General features: G+C 63.5%; 17 protein-coding genes and 1 tRNA gene. 3 read left to right on the top strand and 15 right to left on the bottom strand.

What is annotated here, in order from left to right:
• Positions 1-639: 639 nt before the first annotated feature.
• Both rpsA and cmk read right to left on the bottom strand, forming a co-directional pair.
• Entirely contained in the window at positions 640-3,102 is a 2,463-nt protein-coding gene (gene rpsA, locus SALLO_RS0101405; RefSeq protein ID WP_028566773.1) for a 30S ribosomal protein S1, read from the bottom strand.
• Positions 3,103-3,298: 196 nt separating this feature from the next.
• Positions 3,299-3,991, bottom strand: a complete 693-nt coding sequence (cmk, locus tag SALLO_RS0101400) for a (d)CMP kinase (protein ID WP_022834543.1) — start codon at positions 3,989-3,991, stop codon at positions 3,299-3,301.
• Between the two features lie 251 nt (positions 3,992-4,242).
• Between cmk and SALLO_RS0101395 the strand changes: the two genes are divergently transcribed.
• Positions 4,243-4,884 (top strand): LolA family protein, encoded by a 642-nt coding sequence (locus SALLO_RS0101395; protein WP_040605700.1) that lies wholly within the window; start codon positions 4,243-4,245, stop codon positions 4,882-4,884.
• A gap of 6 nt (positions 4,885-4,890) precedes the next feature.
• Positions 4,891-5,979 carry a lysylphosphatidylglycerol synthase transmembrane domain-containing protein gene (locus SALLO_RS14400; protein WP_228702752.1) on the top strand — a complete coding sequence of 363 codons (1,089 nt, stop codon included), beginning with the start codon at positions 4,891-4,893 and terminating at the stop codon, positions 5,977-5,979.
• On the opposite strand, the gene SALLO_RS0101385 is transcribed toward SALLO_RS14400, so the two are convergent.
• From SALLO_RS0101385 to SALLO_RS0101340, 10 genes are all read right to left on the bottom strand, one after another.
• The gene (locus tag SALLO_RS0101385; RefSeq protein WP_022834540.1) at positions 5,945-6,748 is read right to left on the bottom strand and encodes a CPBP family intramembrane glutamic endopeptidase; all 804 of its coding nucleotides are present in this window, start codon (positions 6,746-6,748) and stop codon (positions 5,945-5,947) included. The genes SALLO_RS14400 and SALLO_RS0101385 overlap by 35 nt on opposite strands.
• Before the next feature lie 12 nt (positions 6,749-6,760).
• Positions 6,761-7,420, bottom strand: coding sequence for a 4'-phosphopantetheinyl transferase family protein (locus tag SALLO_RS14395; RefSeq protein WP_022834539.1), 660 nt, complete (start codon positions 7,418-7,420; stop codon positions 6,761-6,763).
• On the bottom strand, positions 7,417-7,944 hold the full coding sequence (locus tag SALLO_RS0101375; protein ID WP_022834538.1) for a Na+/H+ antiporter subunit E: 528 nt from the start codon (positions 7,942-7,944) through the stop codon (positions 7,417-7,419). The genes SALLO_RS14395 and SALLO_RS0101375 overlap by 4 nt, the downstream gene beginning before the upstream one ends.
• Before the next feature lie 26 nt (positions 7,945-7,970).
• The gene (locus SALLO_RS0101370; protein WP_022834537.1) at positions 7,971-9,461 is read right to left on the bottom strand and encodes a proton-conducting transporter transmembrane domain-containing protein; all 1,491 of its coding nucleotides are present in this window, start codon (positions 9,459-9,461) and stop codon (positions 7,971-7,973) included.
• 40 nt (positions 9,462-9,501) lie between these two features.
• Positions 9,502-9,900, bottom strand: coding sequence for a Na+/H+ antiporter subunit C (locus tag SALLO_RS0101365; RefSeq protein ID WP_022834536.1), 399 nt, complete (start codon positions 9,898-9,900; stop codon positions 9,502-9,504).
• Positions 9,901-9,941: 41 nt separating this feature from the next.
• Positions 9,942-10,379 (bottom strand): Na+/H+ antiporter subunit B, encoded by a 438-nt coding sequence (locus tag SALLO_RS0101360; protein ID WP_022834535.1) that lies wholly within the window; start codon positions 10,377-10,379, stop codon positions 9,942-9,944.
• Positions 10,376-12,739 (bottom strand): putative monovalent cation/H+ antiporter subunit A, encoded by a 2,364-nt coding sequence (locus SALLO_RS0101355; protein WP_022834534.1) that lies wholly within the window; start codon positions 12,737-12,739, stop codon positions 10,376-10,378. The genes SALLO_RS0101360 and SALLO_RS0101355 overlap by 4 nt, the downstream gene beginning before the upstream one ends.
• Before the next feature lie 34 nt (positions 12,740-12,773).
• The gene (mnhG, locus tag SALLO_RS0101350; protein ID WP_022834533.1) at positions 12,774-13,172 is read right to left on the bottom strand and encodes a monovalent cation/H(+) antiporter subunit G; all 399 of its coding nucleotides are present in this window, start codon (positions 13,170-13,172) and stop codon (positions 12,774-12,776) included.
• Positions 13,169-13,471: a monovalent cation/H+ antiporter complex subunit F gene (locus SALLO_RS0101345; protein ID WP_028566769.1), complete on the bottom strand. Its 303-nt coding sequence runs from the start codon at positions 13,469-13,471 to the stop codon at positions 13,169-13,171. Before SALLO_RS0101345 ends, mnhG begins: the two co-directional genes overlap by 4 nt.
• Positions 13,472-13,723: 252 nt before the next feature.
• Complete coding sequence (locus SALLO_RS0101340) at positions 13,724-14,338, bottom strand: superoxide dismutase (protein ID WP_022834531.1); 615 nt, start codon at positions 14,336-14,338, stop codon at positions 13,724-13,726.
• Positions 14,339-14,681: 343 nt separating this feature from the next.
• Between SALLO_RS0101340 and SALLO_RS0101335 the strand changes: the two genes are divergently transcribed.
• Positions 14,682-14,755 (top strand) — tRNA-Arg (locus tag SALLO_RS0101335).
• Positions 14,756-14,790: 35 nt separating this feature from the next.
• Here the strand turns inward: SALLO_RS0101335 and SALLO_RS0101330 are convergent.
• The 3 genes from SALLO_RS0101330 to porX all read right to left on the bottom strand — a co-directional run bounded on the left by SALLO_RS0101330 (position 14,791) and on the right by porX (position 19,442).
• Positions 14,791-16,362, bottom strand: a complete 1,572-nt coding sequence (locus SALLO_RS0101330; RefSeq protein ID WP_022834530.1) for a GAF domain-containing sensor histidine kinase — start codon at positions 16,360-16,362, stop codon at positions 14,791-14,793.
• 38 nt (positions 16,363-16,400) lie between these two features.
• Complete coding sequence (locus SALLO_RS0101325) at positions 16,401-17,771, bottom strand: nicotinate phosphoribosyltransferase (RefSeq protein WP_022834529.1); 1,371 nt, start codon at positions 17,769-17,771, stop codon at positions 16,401-16,403.
• 102 nt (positions 17,772-17,873) lie between these two features.
• Positions 17,874-19,442 carry a T9SS response regulator signal transducer PorX gene (porX, locus tag SALLO_RS0101320; RefSeq protein WP_022834528.1) on the bottom strand — a complete coding sequence of 523 codons (1,569 nt, stop codon included), beginning with the start codon at positions 19,440-19,442 and terminating at the stop codon, positions 17,874-17,876.
• Positions 19,443-19,562 lie beyond the last annotated feature (120 nt).

Genomic DNA, 19,562 nt, shown 5'->3' with positions numbered 1-19,562 from the left:
TGTGGAGTGGTCTCCATGATGCGGCGTTTGTCTGTGTACATGGAGATCGCATCATAGATATGACCTTCGGCCCCACTAGTAGCATGACCTCCGGCCCCATCATAGATATGACCTTCGGCCCCACCAGGGGTATGACCTCCGGCCCCCGCGTCACTCACGTGTGTTCATTCCTCGCGATGACAAGAAGCGTGCTGCATTTCTTGACGTTGGGCGTGCAGTTGGTCAGGCCCGTCCGAACAGCCATCTGAACCATTCACGTATCGTTTTGCATTTCAGCCCTTTTGTCATTGCGAGCGAACGAAGTGAGCGTGGGGGCCCTTAGGTCATCCCGCGGGGGCAATCTCCGCAATCGGGCGCTATTGCACGTACATGGAGATCGCACCAGTGGCATGACCTCCAGCCCCTCAGTCCTCGCAATGATAAGAAGCGTGCTGCTTTTTGTGCGTTGGGCGTGCAGTTGTGCCAATCGCAACCAAACAACCATACTGAAAGCAACACAGGCGTTTCGGGCGTGGAACCTGCAACTCCCGTCACACGCTGTCGGCCGTCGGGCTGGCGCCCATGCATCATGCAAAACGGGCGACAGGGCTACGCCCCATCGCCCGCTGTGCGGAATGCTCCGGTATGTGGGAGGCGCGATTAGCTGCGCGCTTCGTCCATAGCCGCCAGTGCATCTTCGAGCTCGCCGGCGTACACTTCGCCGATGCCCTTAATGGACTGGAAGTCGTCGATCGCACGGAGCTCAGCCACCGAGTTGATGTCGGCACCTTCCAGCACGCTCACATGCGGGAAGTTGTCCGGGAAGCCAGCGCTCTCGTCAAAGCCCGCGGCGTCGGTATCTTCATCGGTCTGACGCTCTGCCTCTTCCATCTCGGCTTTGAGGTCAGCCAAGCCCGAAAGCTCGCCCAGCGTGGTCGGGCCCGTGGTCGGACCACCGGTCGACTCGCTGCTGCTTTGCGATTGCTGATAGCTGCGTACGGCCTGCTTCTGTTCGCGCTTCTCTTGACGCTCGGCGTGCCGTTCCTGACGACGCTCCGCTTGCTCTTCTTCGCGGTCTTTCGCCGTTTCGCTGAGGACGATATCCTTGCGCCCCTTGTCGAAGCGAATGACGCGCAACTCGAGCTCTTGCCCGATGCGGTAGAAGGTCTCGAAGTCGCGCGGACCGTTTTTGAGCTCGCTGCCGGGCACAAAGGCCTCCACATCGAGGGGAAGCTCGACCACGAGGCCCTTGTCTTCCACGCGTACAACCTCTCCGGTGGTGTCGTTGCCCTCGGCGTACGCCTCGGAGAACTGGTCCCACGGATTCGTCTTCACCTGCTTGTGGCCCAGCGAGATGCGGCGGCGGTCCTCATCGATGTTGAGGATCACCACATCCATCTCTTGGCCCTTCTTGACCATATCGGACGGATGGCGCACCTTCTTCGTCCACGACAGATCCGAGATGTGCACGAGGCCGTCGATGCCCGGCTCGATCTCGACAAAGACGCCGAAGTTGGTGATGTTGCGCACGGTGCCGGTAAGCACGGTGCCCGCCGGATACCGATCGCTGATGCCGTCCCACGGGTCGGGCTCCAGCTGCTTCATGCCCAGCGAGATCTTCTTCTCCTCCTCGTCGATATTGAGGATCTTCACCTCCACGAGCTGGCCAAGCGAGACCATCTGCGAGGGGTGCTTGATGTGACGCGTCCACGACATCTCGCTGATGTGAACGAGCCCCTCGATGCCTTTCTCCAGCTCCACGAAGGCCCCGTAGTTGGTGATGGAGACCACTTTGCCCTCCACCGTTTCGCCTTCGTCGTACTTCTCCCCGATGTTGTCCCACGGGTGCGGCTGCAGCTGCTTCAGCCCCAGCGAAATGCGCTGGCGCTCTTCTTCGTAATCGAGCACTACCACCTGGATCTCCTCGTCGAGGTCTACCACCTCGCTCGGGTGCGAGACGCGCCCCCACGAGAGGTCGGTGATGTGCAGGAGGCCATCCACGCCGCCGAGGTCGATAAAGACGCCAAAGTCGACGATGTTTTTGACGGTTCCTTGCAGCACCTGCCCCACTTCGAGCTCGGAGAGGATCTGCTCGCGCTGCTCTTCCAGTTCGGCCTGGATGAGCTCGCGGTGCGAGACCACGATGTTCTCGTTCTCCGGGTTGAGCTTGACAATCTTGAACTCCATGCGCTTCTCGAGGTACGCATCGAAGTCGCGCACGGGGCGCACATCGATTTGCGAACCCGGCAGGAAGGCTTCGAGCCCTTCGAACAAGTCGACGATCATGCCGCCCTTGATGCGACGGATAATCGTACCTTCGAGCACATCTTCGTTCTCGTAGGCTTCTTCCACGCGCTGCCAACGACGTTCCTGATCGGCGCGCTCCTTCGAGAGCACGAGTTGGCCGTTGCGATCTTCCTTGCGCTCCAGCCACACCTCAACGGTATCGCCGCGCTTCAGCTCGCGGTCGAACTCGTCACGCGATACGATGCCGTCGCTCTTGTATCCGATGTCGATGATGACATCGTCATCGTTGACCTCCAGCACGCGCCCTTGCACGATTTCCAGCTCGCGGAGGTCGGTGGTGGTGCGGTCAATCAGCTGGCGGAACTGCTCGTACACCGGATCTTCGGTGTGGCTACGCTCCTCGGCTTCCAGCTCCTCAAGGGTTACGGTACGCCCCATGATGTCGCCGGTGAAGCCCTGGGCTTCTTCCGACCGTACCAGGTCGGTGGCGGCCATCGACATGGGTTCCTCGGTAGCCGCGCCACTGTCGGGCGTTACGGCATCGCCGGTCGGAATTTGCATCTCGTGCGAGGCTTCCTCTACCGCTTCCTCAATCAGGCGGCTCACCTCGGCCGGTTCTGGCGCTTCTTCGTCTTCGGCTGCTGCTTCGTCGGCCGGGGTCTCGTCGGTTGCCTCGGCAGCGGGTGCGTCGTCCGTCGCAGATGCTTCGGTCTCGACTTCGCCGTCGGCCGGCGCATCGGTGTCCACGGGCTTGTGCGCCGCTTCCGCTTCTTGTCCTTCGGCGGCGGGGGCGTCACCAGCGTCCGTTGTTTCGACGTCGGACGCGTCGGGCGTGGGCGTTGTGGAAGGAGGGGCTTGTTCTTGCTCTTGTGCCATATACGTTGGTTGGGTGAATGAATTTGTCTGACAGCGTCATGCTGCAACGCCGCAAACAACATAGTGCGCAGCACGCGGCGCCTGGCGCGTCGGCAATGCCGGCGGATGAAAGTTTCGGGGTGTTGGCGGTGCTGTGCCAGGCCTCAAGATGAGGACAGCACCGGGTTCGGAAAGGTGTTAAAGCGCCGCCCCCATCCTACGTTCCGTTTGCATCGGGGCGCCGGGCGTCTTCCACCTGTGCTACCACAAAGTCCACCTGCTCTTCAATTGTGCGCGCGGTGGTGTCTAAAACGACGGCGTCTTCGGCTTTTCGGAGTGGGGCGATGTCGCGCGTGCGGTCTTGCGCGTCGCGGGCAACGATCTCTTTGTGAACCGCTTCGAGCGATACGCTGCGCCCCTCGGCTTCTTGTTCTTTCTTCCGCCGCCGCGCGCGCTCCCACGGATCGGCGTCCATAAAAATCTTGACGTCGGCCTCCGGAAAGACAACCGTGCCGGTGTCGCGCCCGTCCAACACCACCCCGCCGTGCGTTTCGACGTGGTGCGTTCCGAGGCGGCGCTGCTCGGCCACCATCTTCTCGCGCACGGCCTGCAGGGTGCTAATTTGGCTTGCCATGGTGCCCACCGCCTGCGTGCGGATCTGGTCGGTGACGTCGCGGCCGTTGAGGCGAACGCCCATCGTATCGCCGGTGTAGAACACGTCGACGCGCAGGTCGTCGAGCACGCGCGAGGCGGCGTCGGCGGTGGGATCGGCATCGGCTTCTACAAAGGCGAGCGCTACGGCGCGGTACATGGCGCCGGTGTCGAGGTACACGTAGCTGAGGCGGGTCGCCACGGCGCGGGCCGTGGTGCTTTTTCCCGACCCGGCGGGGCCGTCAATGGTAATGATCACAGGCAATCAGCCGTCGGTGAATAGCGGGCGGCGGTGCGTGCAAAGGTACGAAGCCGCGGGCCGTTCCGAAAAGCTCCGGCGTGAAACACCGATGGAAAGCACCACGCCCCGAACAACAATGCGCGATCGTGCATCGTTGAGGCTGCACAATCGGCGGCGTGCGTCCGGCCATGCGGCGTGAACCGCGCCCCATCTGTGCGTAGGCCTCGATGGCCTGCCCCCTGCTTCGTTTCATTCAACCGTTCGGTGCCATGCGTTCGCTTCTCGTTTGTGTCTTGTGGCTTGTTCTTGCCGCCGGCGGCCTGGTAGCCCAGCCGGCACCCGCTACGGTGACGCTCCAGGCGGTTCAAGCGCGCTACAACGCACTCGACGGGCTGCGCGCACAGTTCACGCAGCGCACCACGTCTACCTTTGGCGACGGCAGCCAAACCACCGACGGCATCATCTGGCTGCAGCGCAATCGGTATCGGATTGAGACCGGCACGGAGACGATCGTTTCGAACGGCACGACGCTGTGGATTTACGACCGCGTGCAAGAACAGGTGATCATCGACCGGGTTGACGACCGTGCGCAGGGCCTTACGCCCACCGCGTTTTTTTCTGACTTCGCCGCGCGCTTCGCGGTCACCGAGCGTCGTTCGGGGACGCGCCTCGGGGCGCCGCACGCCGTACTCACGCTGGCCGCGCAGTCCGATACCACGCGCTTCGAGGCCCTTACGCTGTGGGTGCGCACCACCGACCGGCTCATCACGCAACTCGTGGCGCGCGACCGTAACGGCACGTCGTTCGAGATTGCGCTGCGCACGCTCGTGCCCAATCCTTCCCTTCCGGCGAACACCTTCCGCTTCACCCCGCCCGACACCGCCGACGTTGTTGACCTTCGCTCATCCTGACCGCCTGTGAGTTCTCGCCTTCGCCGCTTGCTCCTTCACATCGGCAGCTTGCTGTTTGCTGCCGGGTTGCTTCTGGTTGCGCTCTACGGCGTAGACCTCGACCGGCTGTGGACGGCCCTTCGACAGGCCGACTACCGCTGGCTGGCGCCTTTGGCCCTTCTGATTGTGGCGAGCAACGTGATGCGCGCTTGGCGCTGGAACGTCCTCATCGACGCGCTGCCGTCCTCGCCCGAGGCACCGCCCGAGAAAAACACGCTACGGGCCTCGTTTGCGTCCATCATGATTGGCTACATGATGAATTACGTAGCCCCGCGCATGGGGGAAGTGGCCCGCACGGTAAACATGAGCACGCGCACCGGCCGGCGGTTCAGCGCGCTCTTTGGCACGGTGGTCAGCGAGCGCATCTTCGACACGATCGTCCTGGGCCTGGCGTTGCTTAGCGCCGTTGGATTGCTCTTCTCGAAGATCGACACGTTGTACACGCATTTCCTGGCGCCGATCACCACGCGCCTGTCGGTCCTCTCCGATGCCCGCTTGCTTTGGATCGCGGGCCTCGTCCTGCTCGCTGTCTTGCTCCTCGGGGGCGGTACGTGGTACGCCCTGCGCCGCGAAGGCTCTACGCTGCGCCGCTGGTGGACGACGCACTTCCGCCCGGCGCTCGCGTCATTTCGGTCGGGGTTGCGCACCCTCCTCACCTCGCCGCGCCGCGGCACCATCCTGGGCACCACGCTGGCCATGTGGGGCGGCTACCTGCTGATGGCCTACTTGCCCTTTCGGATGCTTCACCTGGCGGCGCCCTACGACATTGGGTTGGTCGATGCATGGACCCTCATGGCCCTCGGCGCGCTGGGCCTGCTCGTGCCCACCCCCGGGGGCTTGGGCTCGTATCATTACATCACCATTCAAGCGCTCACGCTGCTGTACGGCGTCCCCGCTGCCGAAGCGGCCACCTATGCAGTGCTCACGCACGCCGCGCAGTTCATCTTTTACGTGGCGTTTGGTGCCGGCGCGCTCATCGTGCAAGGCCCGCACTGGCGACGCCTCTTTCAGCGGACCACCGCTACGAGCGACTCATCGCCTGCAGCGCGTCCATGAGCGCCCCAAGGCCAAGGCCCGAGGCGCCGCTGCGGATGCGCAGGGTGCACCAAAAATCCAGCAGCATCATCTGGGCGGCATGCAGCGGCACCGCAATCCAAAACGACCGGCAGCGCCACACCAACGCCCCCAGCGCCAGGCCGCCCACCACCGAAAGGAAAGCTTCGGGCCAGGGCTTTTGCACGTGCAGCGCAGCAAAGGGAATGGCCTGCACGAAGATGGCATACGCGCCCAGCGTATGACGCGTGCCAAAGATCATGAACCCGCGCCACAGATACTCCCACCCCATCCAGTAAAACAAGAACAGGGCCTCATACAGCAACCACACGTCCCATGCATGAGCGGCGGGCTGGTAGTGCGGGTACTGCTGCTGAAAGGCCGCGCCGTCCGACAGCACCCACGTGCCCACCGCCACCAGTGGCAGATACACCGCGAGGCCCGCGCCCGCCAGACGCGCGTTGCCCGCCCCCAGCCCCATATCGGCCCACGACCGCTTGAACGCGCCCCGCAGCACGGCCAGCGGAACGACAAAGCCCAACACGCCCTGTACGCCAAACCACCACGCCCAGGCCCCGAGGCCGCGCCACGCCGCCGGGAGGACATCGGCCACCACCGCGTAGTACATGTCGCGCCCGCCCAGCACATACTGCGCCACGACCAGGAAGGCCGTGAGCGTGCAGACCGTCATGGTTTGGGTGTCGAGGCGCTGCAGGGCCCCGCGCAGGCGCTGCCACTCGGCGGATAGAAGCGAAGAGACCGACGACATCATTGGCGGAGTGATTCATGAAAGGGAAGCAGGCACGGCCACGCTCAGCCAGTACCCGGCGCCTTGCGCAAAGTGCACATGCCACCGCGCGCCGTTGAGGTCGGCTACGGCGAAGCGCGCGTCGGGATGCACGGTGAGGTACAAGTGCTTGGGGGAGCACTGAAAGCCGGTGCGCTGGGCCTTGAGCACCGCCTCTTTCAGCGTCCAGCACAAAATGAGCGCGCTGTCGGGCGGGTACGGCAGCGTATCGGGGAGGGTGCGCTGCTCGGGCGCAAACAGAAACCGACGAACCGACGCATCACGCGGCTGAATCTTTTCCAGGTCGCCGCCCACAGGGTGCCGGGCGCATGCGGCAAGGGCATAGGGCCCGGAGTGCGCGATGCTGCAATGCCAGGGCGTGCCCGCTACCGTTACGCCGCCATCGTCGGCCTTAATGAGCGGCACCTCGGCCGGGGGCCGCTCCAGGACCTGCCCCAGCGCCTGCCGTGCCGCCGCCCGCCCGCACACAAAGGCGCGCTGCCGCTTCGGGTGCCCAAACGATGCCACGCGGGCCTGCTCGGGCGGCGATAGCCACGCGTGCCAGCGCGCTGCCGCAGCTGCCGTGTACGTGCAGGTGCGAAGGTGCACCGTCGCGCAACGCGCCGCCACCGATCCCGCTGCAGCGTCAAGCGTCATGCCACCTCTGTTGCCGATCGGGGGCCGAGCGCACGTTGCACATGCTTCTCCAACGAACCCTTGATGTCTTCAATCACGTCGTGGCCATCCTCCGACGCAACCGTGATGGCGTGCACATACAGCGTCGAGCGATCTTCGGAAACGTGCAGGCTCATGGTGCCGGGCGTTAGCGTGATGAGGTTGGCCAGCGCCGTAATCTCCCGATCCGTCGCTACGTCGAGCGGATAAGCCACGATGCCCGGTTGAATGTCGAGCGTCGGCTTCAGGACGATCTGCGCCACCCGCGTGGCCGACAGGGCCAACTCGCGCAGGAACACCAGCACCAGAACGACAAATTTCCATAAGCGCCGTATGGGCCGTGGGGCGGCTCCGCTGGCGGCGTCATCGGCATACAAGGGGCGGACGACCGCGAGCACCGCGCCGCTCACCAACACGCCCACAAGCACGTTCCCCACGCTAAACGACCCCTGCAGCGCCGCCCAGATGAGCGTAAAAATCAGAATGCGAACCAGCGTAAAGATCATAACAGCCCAAGCAAATCAGGGGAGGCTTACGAACCGAGGACGGCTTGAATGTAGGGTGCGGGATCCATGAGGGAGGCCGCGGCGGCCTGTGCCACCACGTACAGCGGCTGCGCGTACAGTCCGGCCACAAACAGGACCAACGCCAGCACGACCACCGGAGCATGCATACTCAATCGCTCGCGCCACGTGCCACGCACCGGCAGCTCATCCGCCTCAGTGGGCGCCCAAAACGCCTGCGACCACAGCTGCGCGACCGCAAGCAGCGTTAAGAGCCCAACCACAAGAGCAACCGCCACCATCACGTACTGCCCGCTCGCGAGGCCCGCTTGCACGAGGGTCAACTTTCCCCAGAACCCGGGAAACGGCGGAAAGCCCGCGAGCGAAAACGCCGGCACGATGAACGACAGCGCCAGTACCGGACGGTGCCAATACAACCCGCCCATTTCTTTGAGCGACCGCGCCTGGGTCTCGCGCTCCATGAGGCCGCCCACCAGGAAAACCGTCGCCTTGACGGGCACATCCTGCAAAATGTAGAAGATCGCGCCCACAAGGCCCAAGGTGGTAAAAAACCCGAGCCCCATGATCACGTAGCCCATCGCGCTGATAACCAGGAAGGCCAGCAGGCGCTGCACCTCGTGTTCGACCAGCGCCCCCAGCACGCCCACAATCATGGTGGCGGCGGCCAGGACAAGCAGCAACGTCTGCGTGTATCCGGTGGGATCGGGAAAGAGCAGGGTAAACACGCGGATGAGCGAGTAAGCGCCCACCTTGGTTAACAGCCCGGCGAAGATGGCCCCAATGGCGGCGGGCGGCGTATGATACGAGGCCGGCAGCCAGAAGTAGAGCGGAAAAATCGCTGTCTTGAGCCCGAAGGCGACCAGGAAGAGACCTGCCATCATCGCCTCCAGCCCCGATCCGCGAATGTTTTGCATGCTGCCTGCGAGGTCGGCCAGGTTAAGCGTGCCGGTCATGCCGTACATCAGGCCAATGGCCGACAGAAAAGCCGCCGAGGCCACGAGATTGATCCCCACATATTTCACGGCACCGTCCAGCTGACGCTTTTCGTTGCCCAGCACGAGCAGCACAAACGACGCGATAAGCAGCACCTCGTACCACACGTACATGTTGAACAGGTCGCCCGTAAGGAACGCACCGTTCACGCCCATCAGCTGGATGTGAAACAGGGTGTGAAAGCCAAAGCGCTGTCGCTCAAGGTCGATGCCGCCCAGGGCGTACACCGCGATGCCCACGGCCACGAGGCCCACCACGGCCACGAGGCCCGCGCTTAGCGGGTCGGCGACGAGCGTGATGCCAAACGGTGCGGGCCAGCTGCCCATTTGGACGGCCTGAATGCCGCTGGTCATAACACGCCAGAGGATGGTACCGGAAACGCCCGCGAGCACTACGGTGCCCAGCACGCTTACCACCCGCTGCGCCGTGAGGTGGTTGCGCAGCAGCAACGCGATGATGCCGGTGATCATCGGCACGATAACGGGCAGAACAAGCAAGACGTCCATAAAGCGCAAAGATCAGGCGGGAGAAACGAGCAGGCGGGCGCTACGCAGGCAGGCGCGGCGTACCCTCGGGGTTGATGGCGGGCGGACGGGCGGGCTCCGAAGCCTGCAACGCATCCGCGTCGACGGTGCGGCCCACGGTGTAGTTGCGATATACCAGCACCAACGTGAACGCCAGCAAGCCAAAGCTAATCACAATCGCTGTGAGGATAAGCGCCTGCGGCAACGGATTGGCATACGGAGGCGCTAGCGTAGACGCCCCATGGTGCGGAATCAGCGGCGGCTCGCCGCGGGTGAGGCGGCCCATCGTAAAGATCAGCAGGTTAACGGCATTGCTCAGGATGATGAGGCCAATCACGAAGCGCAGCAGGTTGCGCCGCATCATCAGGTAGAAGCTGCACGCAAAAAGAAGCCCAGAGACGATGGCCAGTACAATTTCCATAGCGTTGCGTCATCGAATGCACATGCAAAGGAGGCCGCGGATCAGTCTTCTACCAATCCCGGCAAGCGGTCTTCCACAGAAAACACCATCAGCAGCACCGTGCCAATGACCACGAGCATTACGCCGATGTCAAAGAGCAGCGTCGTTCCCAGCTTTACGAGGCCCAGCAGCGGCAGATGCACCTTCAACCAGAGGCTCGTCATGAACGCTGTGCCGGAAAAGAGCCCAATGAGCCCTGCGCCCACGGCACAGCTAAGCCCCACCCCCAGCAATGATTGGGGCTCGAAGCCCAGCAGCTTGCGCGCCGTCGTTACGCCGGCAGCCAGTGCGTACATCACAAACGCGCTACTCGCCACCAAGCCGCCGACAAAGCCGCCACCGGGATAGCTATGCCCGCGCAGCAGCATGAAGACCGAGAACAGGAGCAAGAGCGGCACCAGCAACCGGGCCGCCACCCGAAAAATAAGCGAGTAGATCATGCCGAAGAGGCGTTTGCAGAAGAGGAACCAGAACCGTCATCGTCCGAGGCCGCGAAGGGCAGCGGGGTGCGGCGCATCCGCATCATCACAAACACGCCCAGCGCGGCGATGGTGAGCACCGTGATTTCGCCCATCGTATCAAACCCGCGGATGTCGACCAGGATGACATTAACGACGTTGTGCCCCTTCGCGCGCGGCAAGGTCATATCCACCATATACTCGCTGAGGCGTGTGTTCAGCGGCATGGTGAGGGCCGCCAGCATCGCTGTGGTGAGCACGGCGCCCACACCGGTTGCAACCAGGGCATCGCGTATGCGGCGGGATAGCGGCTCGCGCTCCTCGATGCCCGGCAAGTGAATCAGCACGATGACGAGCAGGATGAGCGACAGCGTTTCGACGGAAAACTGCGTGAGGGCCAAATCCGGCGCCCCAAACAGCAGCCACAGCAGCGACACGCTGTACCCGCCAATGCTAAGCGCCAGGATGGACGTAAAGCGTTCACGGGCCCGGATGGCCGCAAACGCCGAGAGCACAATCAGGACGGCGAGGGCCAGCTCGTAATATTTGATCGTGCCCAGGGTGTGCGTCCACGTTACATTGGCCTGTGCCACAAAGCCGCCCCCTGCAATAAGGATGAAGGCCACAAAAACTGTTACGAGGTACGTCCGGAACTGTCCGGGCTGCGCTACGCGCGTTGCGGCCGCGCTGAGGCGCGCCGTTTCGTACAGGCCGCGCTCGAACACCGCGCCGGGGCCGTCGCCAAAGAAGCGATCGAGGGCCGCCATGGGCGCACTTGCTTGCAGGCGCTCCCAGAAGTAGTAGAGCGCGCCGCCCAGCGCAAACGTCACAAGGCTCGCGATGAGCGCAGGCGTAATGCCGTGCCACAGCGCCAGGTGCATCGCATGGGTTTCCTGCAGGATGGCGGCCTGCGCGCCTTGCAACAGCGCATGGTCCACCAGCCCCGGCAGGATGCCAAAGAGAATGCTGAGCGCCCCCAGCACCACCGGCCCCAGCCACATATCCCAGGGCGCCTCGTGCGGATGCCGCGTGAAGGCCCCCTTCTCGCGCCCAAAGAAAGGCTTGATGCCCACCACAAGCCCCGATGCCACGAGGGCCGCGTTGGAAAGCACGGCCACCACCAACAATCCGCTACTGAGCGCCCCGGCGTGCAGCGCCGCCTCGTACACCAGCTCCTTGCCCACAAACCCAAACAGCAGCGGAATACCCGCCATCGAGAGCGCCACCGCCAGTCCGCCGGCCATCGTAAAGGGCATTTCTTCCCTCAAACCACCCAGCTCGCGCACGTCGCGCGTGCCGGTCTCGTGGTCAATGTTACCCGCCATCATGAACAGGCCGCCCTTGTACAAGGCATGCACCAGGGTAAAGACGACCATTGCCGCGACGGCCGCTTCGGTGCCCACGCCCAGCAGCAGCACCAGCAGCCCCAGCACCATGGTGGTGGTGTACGCCAGAATCTGTTTCAAATCGGTGTAGCGCAGCGCCAGCCAGGCCGTAAGAAGCATCGTAAACCCGCCAAACGCCACGAGCGTGTTCGTCCACAGGGCCGTGCCGCCCAGCACCGGCAGCAGCCGGGCCAGCACGAACACCCCGGCCTTGACCATCGTCGCCGAGTGTAGATACGCGCTCACCGGGGTGGGCCCGGCCATGGCAGCCGGCAGCCAAAAATGAAACGGAAACTGCGCCGACTTCGTGAACGCGCCAATCGCCACGAGCACAAAGATTGGGGTGTAGAGCGAGTCGCCCGTTACCGCCGCGCCCATCGACAGCATGTCGGAGAACGCCCACGCGCCCGTCACCTGCTGCAGCAAGAGCAACCCCGCCATCAGAGCAAGGCCGCCGCCGCCCGTCACCACGAGCGCCTTACGCGCCGCCCGCCGCGCACTCTCCTCGTTGTGGTAAAAGCCAATGAGGAGGTACGACGTGAGGCTCGTAAGCTCAAAGAAGATAAAGAAGAGAATGATGTCGTCAGCCAGCACGAGCCCCAGCATCGCGCCCATGAACGCCAACAGCTGCACGTAAAAGCGTCCCAGCTCGTCGTTGCCCGCCAGGTAGCCGCCCGCATACAGCACGATGAGCGTACCAATGCCCGTAACGAGCAGAGCGAACAGCAAGCTCAGCCCGTCGAGGTAAAAGCTGAGCGACAGGCCATAGGCCGGCACCCAGGGATAGGCCTCTTTGACCACCGCGCCTGCAGCAATAGACGGCGCCTGCTGCACGAAGAACACGAAGGCCGCCGCCGGCAACAGGGCCAGCACAACGCCAGCTTGGCGCCGGGCCACGCGTGTAATCAGCGGCGCGAGCACCGCCCCTCCAAAGATGGCAAGAACTGCCCAGAGCATAAGAGATCAGAGAGTTTTGAGGAGAAATCCGGTGCTAGGCCTCGGGCGCATCATCGGGCGCAGCGCGCTCCACCGCCGACTCGTCGACCACCGACTCGTGCGGCACATTCTCAAGCGACGCTTCCCACTGATCGAAGCGCGAGCGATCCCACAGCGCAATGCCCGACAGATACGCCGCCCGCCCAATCAGATGCGACGACACCGGCGCCGTGAGCAAGATGAAGAGGATGACCGCCACGGCCCGCGTCGTAAAACTGAAGTGGCTAAAGTGCACGGTCAGCCCAATGAGCAAAAGACCAACCCCTACCGTGCCCGCCTTTGAGATGGCATGCATGCGGGTGTAAAGGTCGGGCAAGCGCAAGAGCCCCACCACGGCAATCAGCATGAACAGGGTGCCGCCAATCATCAGCAGCGCTGCAACCAGGTCGGTCATGGACGCTCAGTGGTTTCGTCGAGATGCATGCGTTCGATGTAGCGCGCCACAGCTACCGTTCCCAAGAAGGCGAGCAGGCCAAGCACAAGCGCCGCATCGATGTACGTCGACTCGTCGGCCAGCACCGCGTACGTACCTAAAAAGCCAATGGCAAGGTACGCCACCAGATCAAGTGCCACGATACGATCGGCCAGCGTAGGCCCGCGCAGTACCCGAACGAAGGCCGCCGCGATGCCCAAACTAAGGGCCGCAAGCGTGCCGTAGACCGTCCAGAGCATTAATCCGTCGAGAGAAGCCATCACAAAGGTGGGTCAAGTGAGGATACGTCCCGGCCGTGTATCGGTGGAGACACCACGCACAATCTAAAATAGAAGACAGCCGCGAATCTATCCACTCGATTGGCAACGCAAGCCGTGCAGCTCGTGGCTTTCACGCAGAATCACGATTGCTTGGTGCAACAAGCGGTTGGCCCGGTGATGCACGGCCCAGATACGAACGAGGGACAGAAGGGAGTGCCTTCTGCCCCTCATGCGAAATACGTGCCGTCGTGTTTAGCTGGTGGCCGCTTCGTAGTTTTCAGCAACGGCATCCCAGTCGACGATTTCCCAGAAGTGATCGACGTACGTGCCGCGTTCGTTCTGGTAGTGCAGGTAGTACGCGTGTTCCCACACATCAACACCGAGGATGGGCGTGTGTCCCTCCATCAGCGGATTGTCTTGGTTGGGCGTCGAGGTCACCTCAAGCGAGCCGTCGGGATGCGCCACGAGCCAGCCCCATCCGCTGCCAAACTGCCCAGTGGCCGCGTCTTTAAAGGCGCTCTTGAAATCGTCGTACGAGCCGAACGCCTCGTCAATGGCATCGGCCAGTGCGCCCGAAGGCGTGCCGCCGCCGTTGGGCGACAGGATGGTCCAGAACAGCCGGTGGTTGTAAAACCCGCCGCCGTTGTTGCGCACCGCCGTTTGGATGTCGGCCGGCAGGTTGTCGATGCTCGTCAGGAGCTCCTCAATGGAATGCTGGGCCAGGTCGTCGCGCCCTTCAAGCGCAGCATTCAATTTGTTGGTGTATCCTTGGTGATGCTTGCCGTGGTGAATCCGCATCGTTTGCTCGTCGATGTGCGGCTCCAGGGCGTCGTAATCGTACGGAAGATCGGGGAGTGTAAAAGCCATAGTCGCTGTATGTCGTGGGAAATAACCGTGCGAAATTGGGCATCTGCGTTGCGTCAATCCTGTACACTCCACTGGTGGGCTTTGTTTTCCCTTCACGGGCCGGTTACATCCGTAAAACGTGCCCGAAGATCGGCGCCTGCGTGCCCTGTGAACCCTCCATGAGAATCGCGGGCCGCGGATCTTTCAGGGCGTGCGCTGCGTGTACGTCGCCTGGATATGCAGGGCAGCCGCACCACCGCCGAGCGCGTGTGATTACTTTCACCAAGGCTTTGCTTGCAAGTGCGCACCGCGCGTGCTACCCTGTGATTCCTGTTGCGGCACGGACGCTGCAACATCCGGTTTTCTGCCCGTAGCTCAGATGGACAGAGCGGCGCACTACGGATGCGCAGGTCGGGGGTTCGAATCCTCCCGGGCAGGCTGAAGCGGCTCTCACGGCATGTGAGGGTCGCTTTTTATTTGTCGCTAAACGCGCGCGGCAACGTGACAACAAAGGTAGCGCCCTCGCCGTCGGTCGACTCCATCGTTATCGTGCCGCCCATCAGTTCGGTGAGGCGGTGGCAGATGGCAAGTCCAAGGCCCGTGCCCTCGCGGCCGCTGTGGTCGTCGTTGCGGGTAAAGGGCTCAAACAGCACGTCCTGAAAATCCTCGGCAATGCCCGGACCGGTATCGGCTACGCACATGCGCACCGTTTCCTCGGTGCCTTCTACGGTAACAGTCACGCGCCCGCCGGCGTCGGTAAACGTGAGGGCGTTGCTTACCAAGTGGTCGGCGATGCGGTGCAGGCACGACGGGCACAGCGTGGCTTCGATGACATCGGGCGTGGCGGTTGCGCGCAGCGTTATGTCTTGCGCGCGGGCCTCGGCCTGAAAACACTCAACGGTGCCCAGCACTTCATCGGCCACGTCAACGCGCCGCGGCGCAGGCGTTACGCTGCCTGCTTCGAGTTTCGAGAAATCGAGCACGGCGTTGATGGTGGCGAGCAGTCGTTCGCTGCTGCGCTGGATGAGCGCCACGCGTGGCTGAAGGGCCGCCTCCACCTCGCGCTCCAACAGCTTGGTGCTGTTCATGATGGAGGCAAGCGGCGTGCGCACGTCGTGGCTGAGGTTCGTTAGGAACGACGACTTGAGCCGGCTGGATCGCTCGGCGGCTTCTTTGGCGTCTTCGAGCGCCCGCTGCTGCTCCACCTGCTCGGTCACATCGTTGAAGTACACGGTGAGGCCGCCCGGAAATGGAAATATCTTGAGCGCCAGCCAGCGCGCTAGCGGCGGGTAGTAGTCGGTAAACGCTACGGTGGTTTGCTCCGCCGCCGCCCGCTCAAACTGCTGCCGGAATGCGGGATCGAGCGCCTCCGGCAGCACCGCCCACGCCTTGCGGCCCAACAGCGCATCGCGCGACTGCCCCAAAAGGTCTTCGGCATGCCGGTTGACGTACGTGAAGCGCCACGACGCGTCGATCGCCACAAAGGCGTCGGTGATGCTCTCCAGGATCCGGGTGGCATGCGGATGCCGGTTGGCCGTGACGGCTTCGTTTCCCAGATGAAAAGCATAGTGCCGCATGTTGATCTCGTCCATCACCACGTGGGCAAGATCGGCGAGCAGCGCCCGGTCCTCGGCATCAAACGTGTGCGGCTCGTGGTCGATGAGGCACAGCGACCCTAGCCGGTGGCCATTTGGGGCCACCAGCGGCGCGCCGGCATAAAACCGTATCTGGAGCCCTCCAGTCACCATCGGGTGGTTGGCGAAGCGTGCATCATCGCGCGTGTCTTCCACCACCAGAAATGGCGCCTCGCTGTCTACAAGGTGCGTGCAAAACGACAGATCGCGCGACATCGTAGCATCGGCCGTGTTCTCTCCGGCAACGCACCACTGCTGATCCCGGTCGATAAAGTTTACGAGCGCGATGGGCACGTCAAAGAGGCGGCGGGCCAGCCGCACGATCCGGTTCAGCGGGGCCTTCGGCGGCGCATCCACCACTGCGTACTGGGCCAGGGTACGCAGCCGGGCGGATTCGTTAGAGGAGGTCATGGCAGCACTCATGCGAGGCAATAAAACGGCGCGGGTTATTATGCCGCAGGGGTGGCCAGCCGTGCTTCAATGGCGGCCTTGGTGTCGCGGATGCGCTCTTGAAGCCCTTCGCTGTAGGCCACCGGGTACGCGGCATCGGCATCGAGCGTGCGCAGCGCTTCCGGAAGCTGGGCGGTAGCCGCCGCGCACCGGGCCCGCAGCGCATCCGCCGACGGCCGCTCGCCCACGCGCTGCCCCGCTTCCATAACTTTCTGCAGCAGCGGCGTGCCCTCCACCGTCTCTTCTTCGGTGGCAATGACGTCTTGCACGGCCGTGCCGTTCTTTAGCTGGCGGTACACCTGCTTGCGACCGGGCAGGTTCGACTTGTCGGTTGCGAGCTTCATGCGTGGCGTGCCGTCGTAGCCGCTTAGCTTGTAGGCGCTATCGAGGTACGGCTGATCGGCGCTGGTGGCCATGCGCGTGCCCACGCCAAACCCATCGATGGGCGCGCCATCGGCCAGGAGCTCGGCGATGCGGTACTCGTCGAGGCTGCTGCTGGCAACGAGCTGTATGTCGTGCAGCCCGGCGTCGTCGAGCAGGCGACGCGCCTCCTTCGCGAGGGCCGCGAGGTCTCCAGAGTCGAGGCGCACCCCCCGCACCTTAAAGTCGTCGCCCATCCGCTGGGCCAGGTCAATGACCTTGCGCACGCCGCGCAGCGTGTCGTAGGTGTCCACCAGCAAAATCGTCTCCGGGTACGTATCCATGAAGGCCGTAAACGCCGCCGCCTCCTGATCGTGCGCTTCGATGTAGCTGTGGGCCATGGTGCCGGTTACCGGGAGGCCGTACGCCTGCCCGGCCGCCACGTTGGAGGTCGCATCGACGCCCGCAATGTACGCGGCCCGCGCGCCTTTCAACGCCGCATCGAGGCCTTGTGCGCGGCGCATGCCAAAGTCGGCCACAAGGCGGTCGGTGCCGTCGGCGGTGGCGGCCTGCACCACCCGCGCCGCCTTCGAGGCGATGGTCGTCTGCAGCGTCATCTGGTTGAGCAGGTAGGTCTCCACCAGCTGCGCCTCGCCAATCGGGGCCACCACCTCCAGCAGCGGCTCCTCCGGAAACACCGGCGTGCCTTCCGGCACCGCGTACACGTCGCCCGTAAACGAAAAATCCGCCAGGCCATCGACGAACGCATCGTCGAAGTCGTCCAGCGAGCGCAGATACGCCTGGTCTTCAGACGTAAACCCGACGCCCTCCAAAAAGTCGAGCACCGTCTCCAGTCCCGCCGCAACGAGGTAGCCCCGATCCTTCAGGCGCCGCACAAACAAATCGAAGACGGCCGTCTCCTGCATGCCCTCGCGCTGGTAGGCGCGAAGCATGGTGAGCTGATACAAGTCGGTATGCAGGGCAGAGGTGGCGCGTGGCATGGCGGTCATGGGCTCGCTTGGCGGTCGATGGTTGCAGAGGGGCTTCTTCGCACGGGCACGTCCGCCTGCAGTTTGTTGCGTTGCATCATTTTTTCGGAAGCGGGTGCACGGTCAGGCACGCGACTTGGGCGTAAGCGTGGCAACAGGCAACATCATTTCTTCCATCGAGATGCCGCCGTGCTGCATGGTATCGCGGTAGCGGTTTTCGTAGTGATGGAAGTTGGTCGGGTAGACGAAGTAGAAGTCTTCCTTTGCGAAGATGTAGTTGGTGCTCAAGGAGTGCTGCGGGAGGCCGAACGTCTCGGGATTGCGGACGAACACGGCGTCTTCTTCGTCGCACTGCAGGTTGCGGCCGTATTTGTAGCGGAGGGCCGTGGAGGTTTCGCGGTCGCCAATGACTTTGCTGGAGCGCAGGCTGCGAATGGCGCCGTGGTCGGTGGTAAGGACGACGGTGGCGCCCTGCGCGGCCAGCGACTGGAGCGCTTCAAGCAGCCACGAGTGCTCGAACCACGTGCGCGTGAGGCTGCGGTACGCCGGCTCGTTGGGCGCCAGCTCCTTGAGCACGTCCGAGTCGGAGCGGCTGTGCGCCAGGATGTCTACGAAGTTGACGACGACGGCGGCCAGGTCGTGCTGCGTCACGTTATGCACCGACTGCGCGAACGAGCGGCCGTCGTCGGTGGTGATGAGCTTGTCGTAGCGCAGATTGAGCTGCATCCGGTGGCGCTTCACCAGTTGCTGCAGCAGCAGCTCCTCGTGCTGGTTGCGGCTGTGCTCGGTATCCTCGCCCGCCCACACCTGCGGGAAGCGCTCTACAAAGTCACGGGGCAGCAGGCCGCTGAAGATGGCGTTGCGCGCGTAGGGCGTGGCGGTGGGCAGGATGCCAAAGTGAAAGTCGACCTGCATGTCGAACCGATCCTGCAGCAAGGGCCGCAGCATCTGCCACTGGTCGTACCGCATGCAATCGATGACAAAGAAGACGACCGGGGCGTCGTCGGCCTCCACGTGCGGGAGGACGTGCTGCGCCACCACTTCGTGCGAGAGCAGCGGGCGCTCGTCATCGCGCGAGCGGTCGGTGGCCACCCAGTCGGCGTACCGGTCCTCCACAAACTGCCCAAACGCGCGATTGGCTTTCTGGTACTGGTCGTGGAAGATTTGCCGCGCGCCCTCGTCGCCCTGCAGCTCCATGTCGTAGCGCACCAGGCGCTGGTAGAGCGTTACCCATGCATCCGCGGTGCGCGCGGTATCCACGGCATGTCCAATTTCCCCAAACGACTGCAAGTAGCCCTGCGCCGTCGACTCCTGCCGCAGCCGGGTGCGCTCCAGCAGGCGCTTGCACGTGAGCAGGATTTGGCTGGGGTTTACCGGCTTTGTGAGGTAATCGCTGATGCGCTCGCCCAGCGCCTCCTCCATCAGGCGCTCTTCCTCGCTCTTGGTCACCATCACGACAGGCACGTCCGCCCGGAGCCTCTTGATTTCCGTGAGCGTCTCCAGCCCGTCCATGCCGGGCATCTGCTCGTCGAGCAGCACGAGGTCGTAGGCCTGTTCGCGCACCAGGTTGATGGCGTCGGCGCCGTTGGCGGCCGTGTCTACGGCGTAGCCCTTGTCCTCCAGGAAGAGGACGTGTGGGCGGAGCAGGTCGATCTCGTCATCCGTCCACAGGATGCGGGGCGTGTGCGGCATGGCAGCGGGATGGTTTACGGAACAGGGCGCGTCGGAGTGCTCAACCGCAGCCCCTCCGTTTTGTGCCCAACGCAAAACGCCCGAGGCGATGTGGGCCCCGGGCGCGGTGCGTTGTATCGG

It is taken from the genome of Salisaeta longa DSM 21114, from assembly GCF_000419585.1.
GTDB classification, from domain to species: domain Bacteria; phylum Bacteroidota; class Rhodothermia; order Rhodothermales; family Salinibacteraceae; genus Salisaeta; species Salisaeta longa.
This window is presented reverse-complemented; position numbering and strand designations above follow the sequence as displayed.

Bases quoted from the DNA above. Each gene is read 5' to 3' on its own strand.
- SALLO_RS0101375 (WP_022834538.1), bottom strand. From the start codon at position 7,944: ATGATCTTTACGCTGGTTCGCATTCTGATTTTTACGCTCATCTGGGCG.
- SALLO_RS0101355 (WP_022834534.1), bottom strand. From the start codon at position 12,739: ATGCTCTGGGCAGTTCTTGCCATCTTTGGAGGGGCGGTGCTCGCGCCG.
- SALLO_RS0101360 (WP_022834535.1), bottom strand. From the start codon at position 10,379: ATGATCTACTCGCTTATTTTTCGGGTGGCGGCCCGGTTGCTGGTGCCG.
- SALLO_RS0101345 (WP_028566769.1), bottom strand. From the start codon at position 13,471: ATGGCTTCTCTCGACGGATTAATGCTCTGGACGGTCTACGGCACGCTT.
- SALLO_RS0101330 (WP_022834530.1), bottom strand. From the start codon at position 16,362: ATGACCTCCTCTAACGAATCCGCCCGGCTGCGTACCCTGGCCCAGTAC.
- rpsA (WP_028566773.1), bottom strand. From the start codon at position 3,102: ATGGCACAAGAGCAAGAACAAGCCCCTCCTTCCACAACGCCCACGCCC.
- SALLO_RS0101395 (WP_040605700.1), top strand. From the start codon at position 4,243: ATGCGTTCGCTTCTCGTTTGTGTCTTGTGGCTTGTTCTTGCCGCCGGC.
- SALLO_RS0101340 (WP_022834531.1), bottom strand. From the start codon at position 14,338: ATGGCTTTTACACTCCCCGATCTTCCGTACGATTACGACGCCCTGGAG.
- mnhG (WP_022834533.1), bottom strand. From the start codon at position 13,172: ATGACCGACCTGGTTGCAGCGCTGCTGATGATTGGCGGCACCCTGTTC.
- SALLO_RS14395 (WP_022834539.1), bottom strand. From the start codon at position 7,420: ATGACGCTTGACGCTGCAGCGGGATCGGTGGCGGCGCGTTGCGCGACG.
- SALLO_RS0101385 (WP_022834540.1), bottom strand. From the start codon at position 6,748: ATGATGTCGTCGGTCTCTTCGCTTCTATCCGCCGAGTGGCAGCGCCTG.
- SALLO_RS0101370 (WP_022834537.1), bottom strand. From the start codon at position 9,461: ATGGACGTCTTGCTTGTTCTGCCCGTTATCGTGCCGATGATCACCGGC.
- SALLO_RS0101365 (WP_022834536.1), bottom strand. From the start codon at position 9,900: ATGGAAATTGTACTGGCCATCGTCTCTGGGCTTCTTTTTGCGTGCAGC.
- SALLO_RS0101325 (WP_022834529.1), bottom strand. From the start codon at position 17,771: ATGACCGCCATGCCACGCGCCACCTCTGCCCTGCATACCGACTTGTAT.
- porX (WP_022834528.1), bottom strand. From the start codon at position 19,442: ATGCCGCACACGCCCCGCATCCTGTGGACGGATGACGAGATCGACCTG.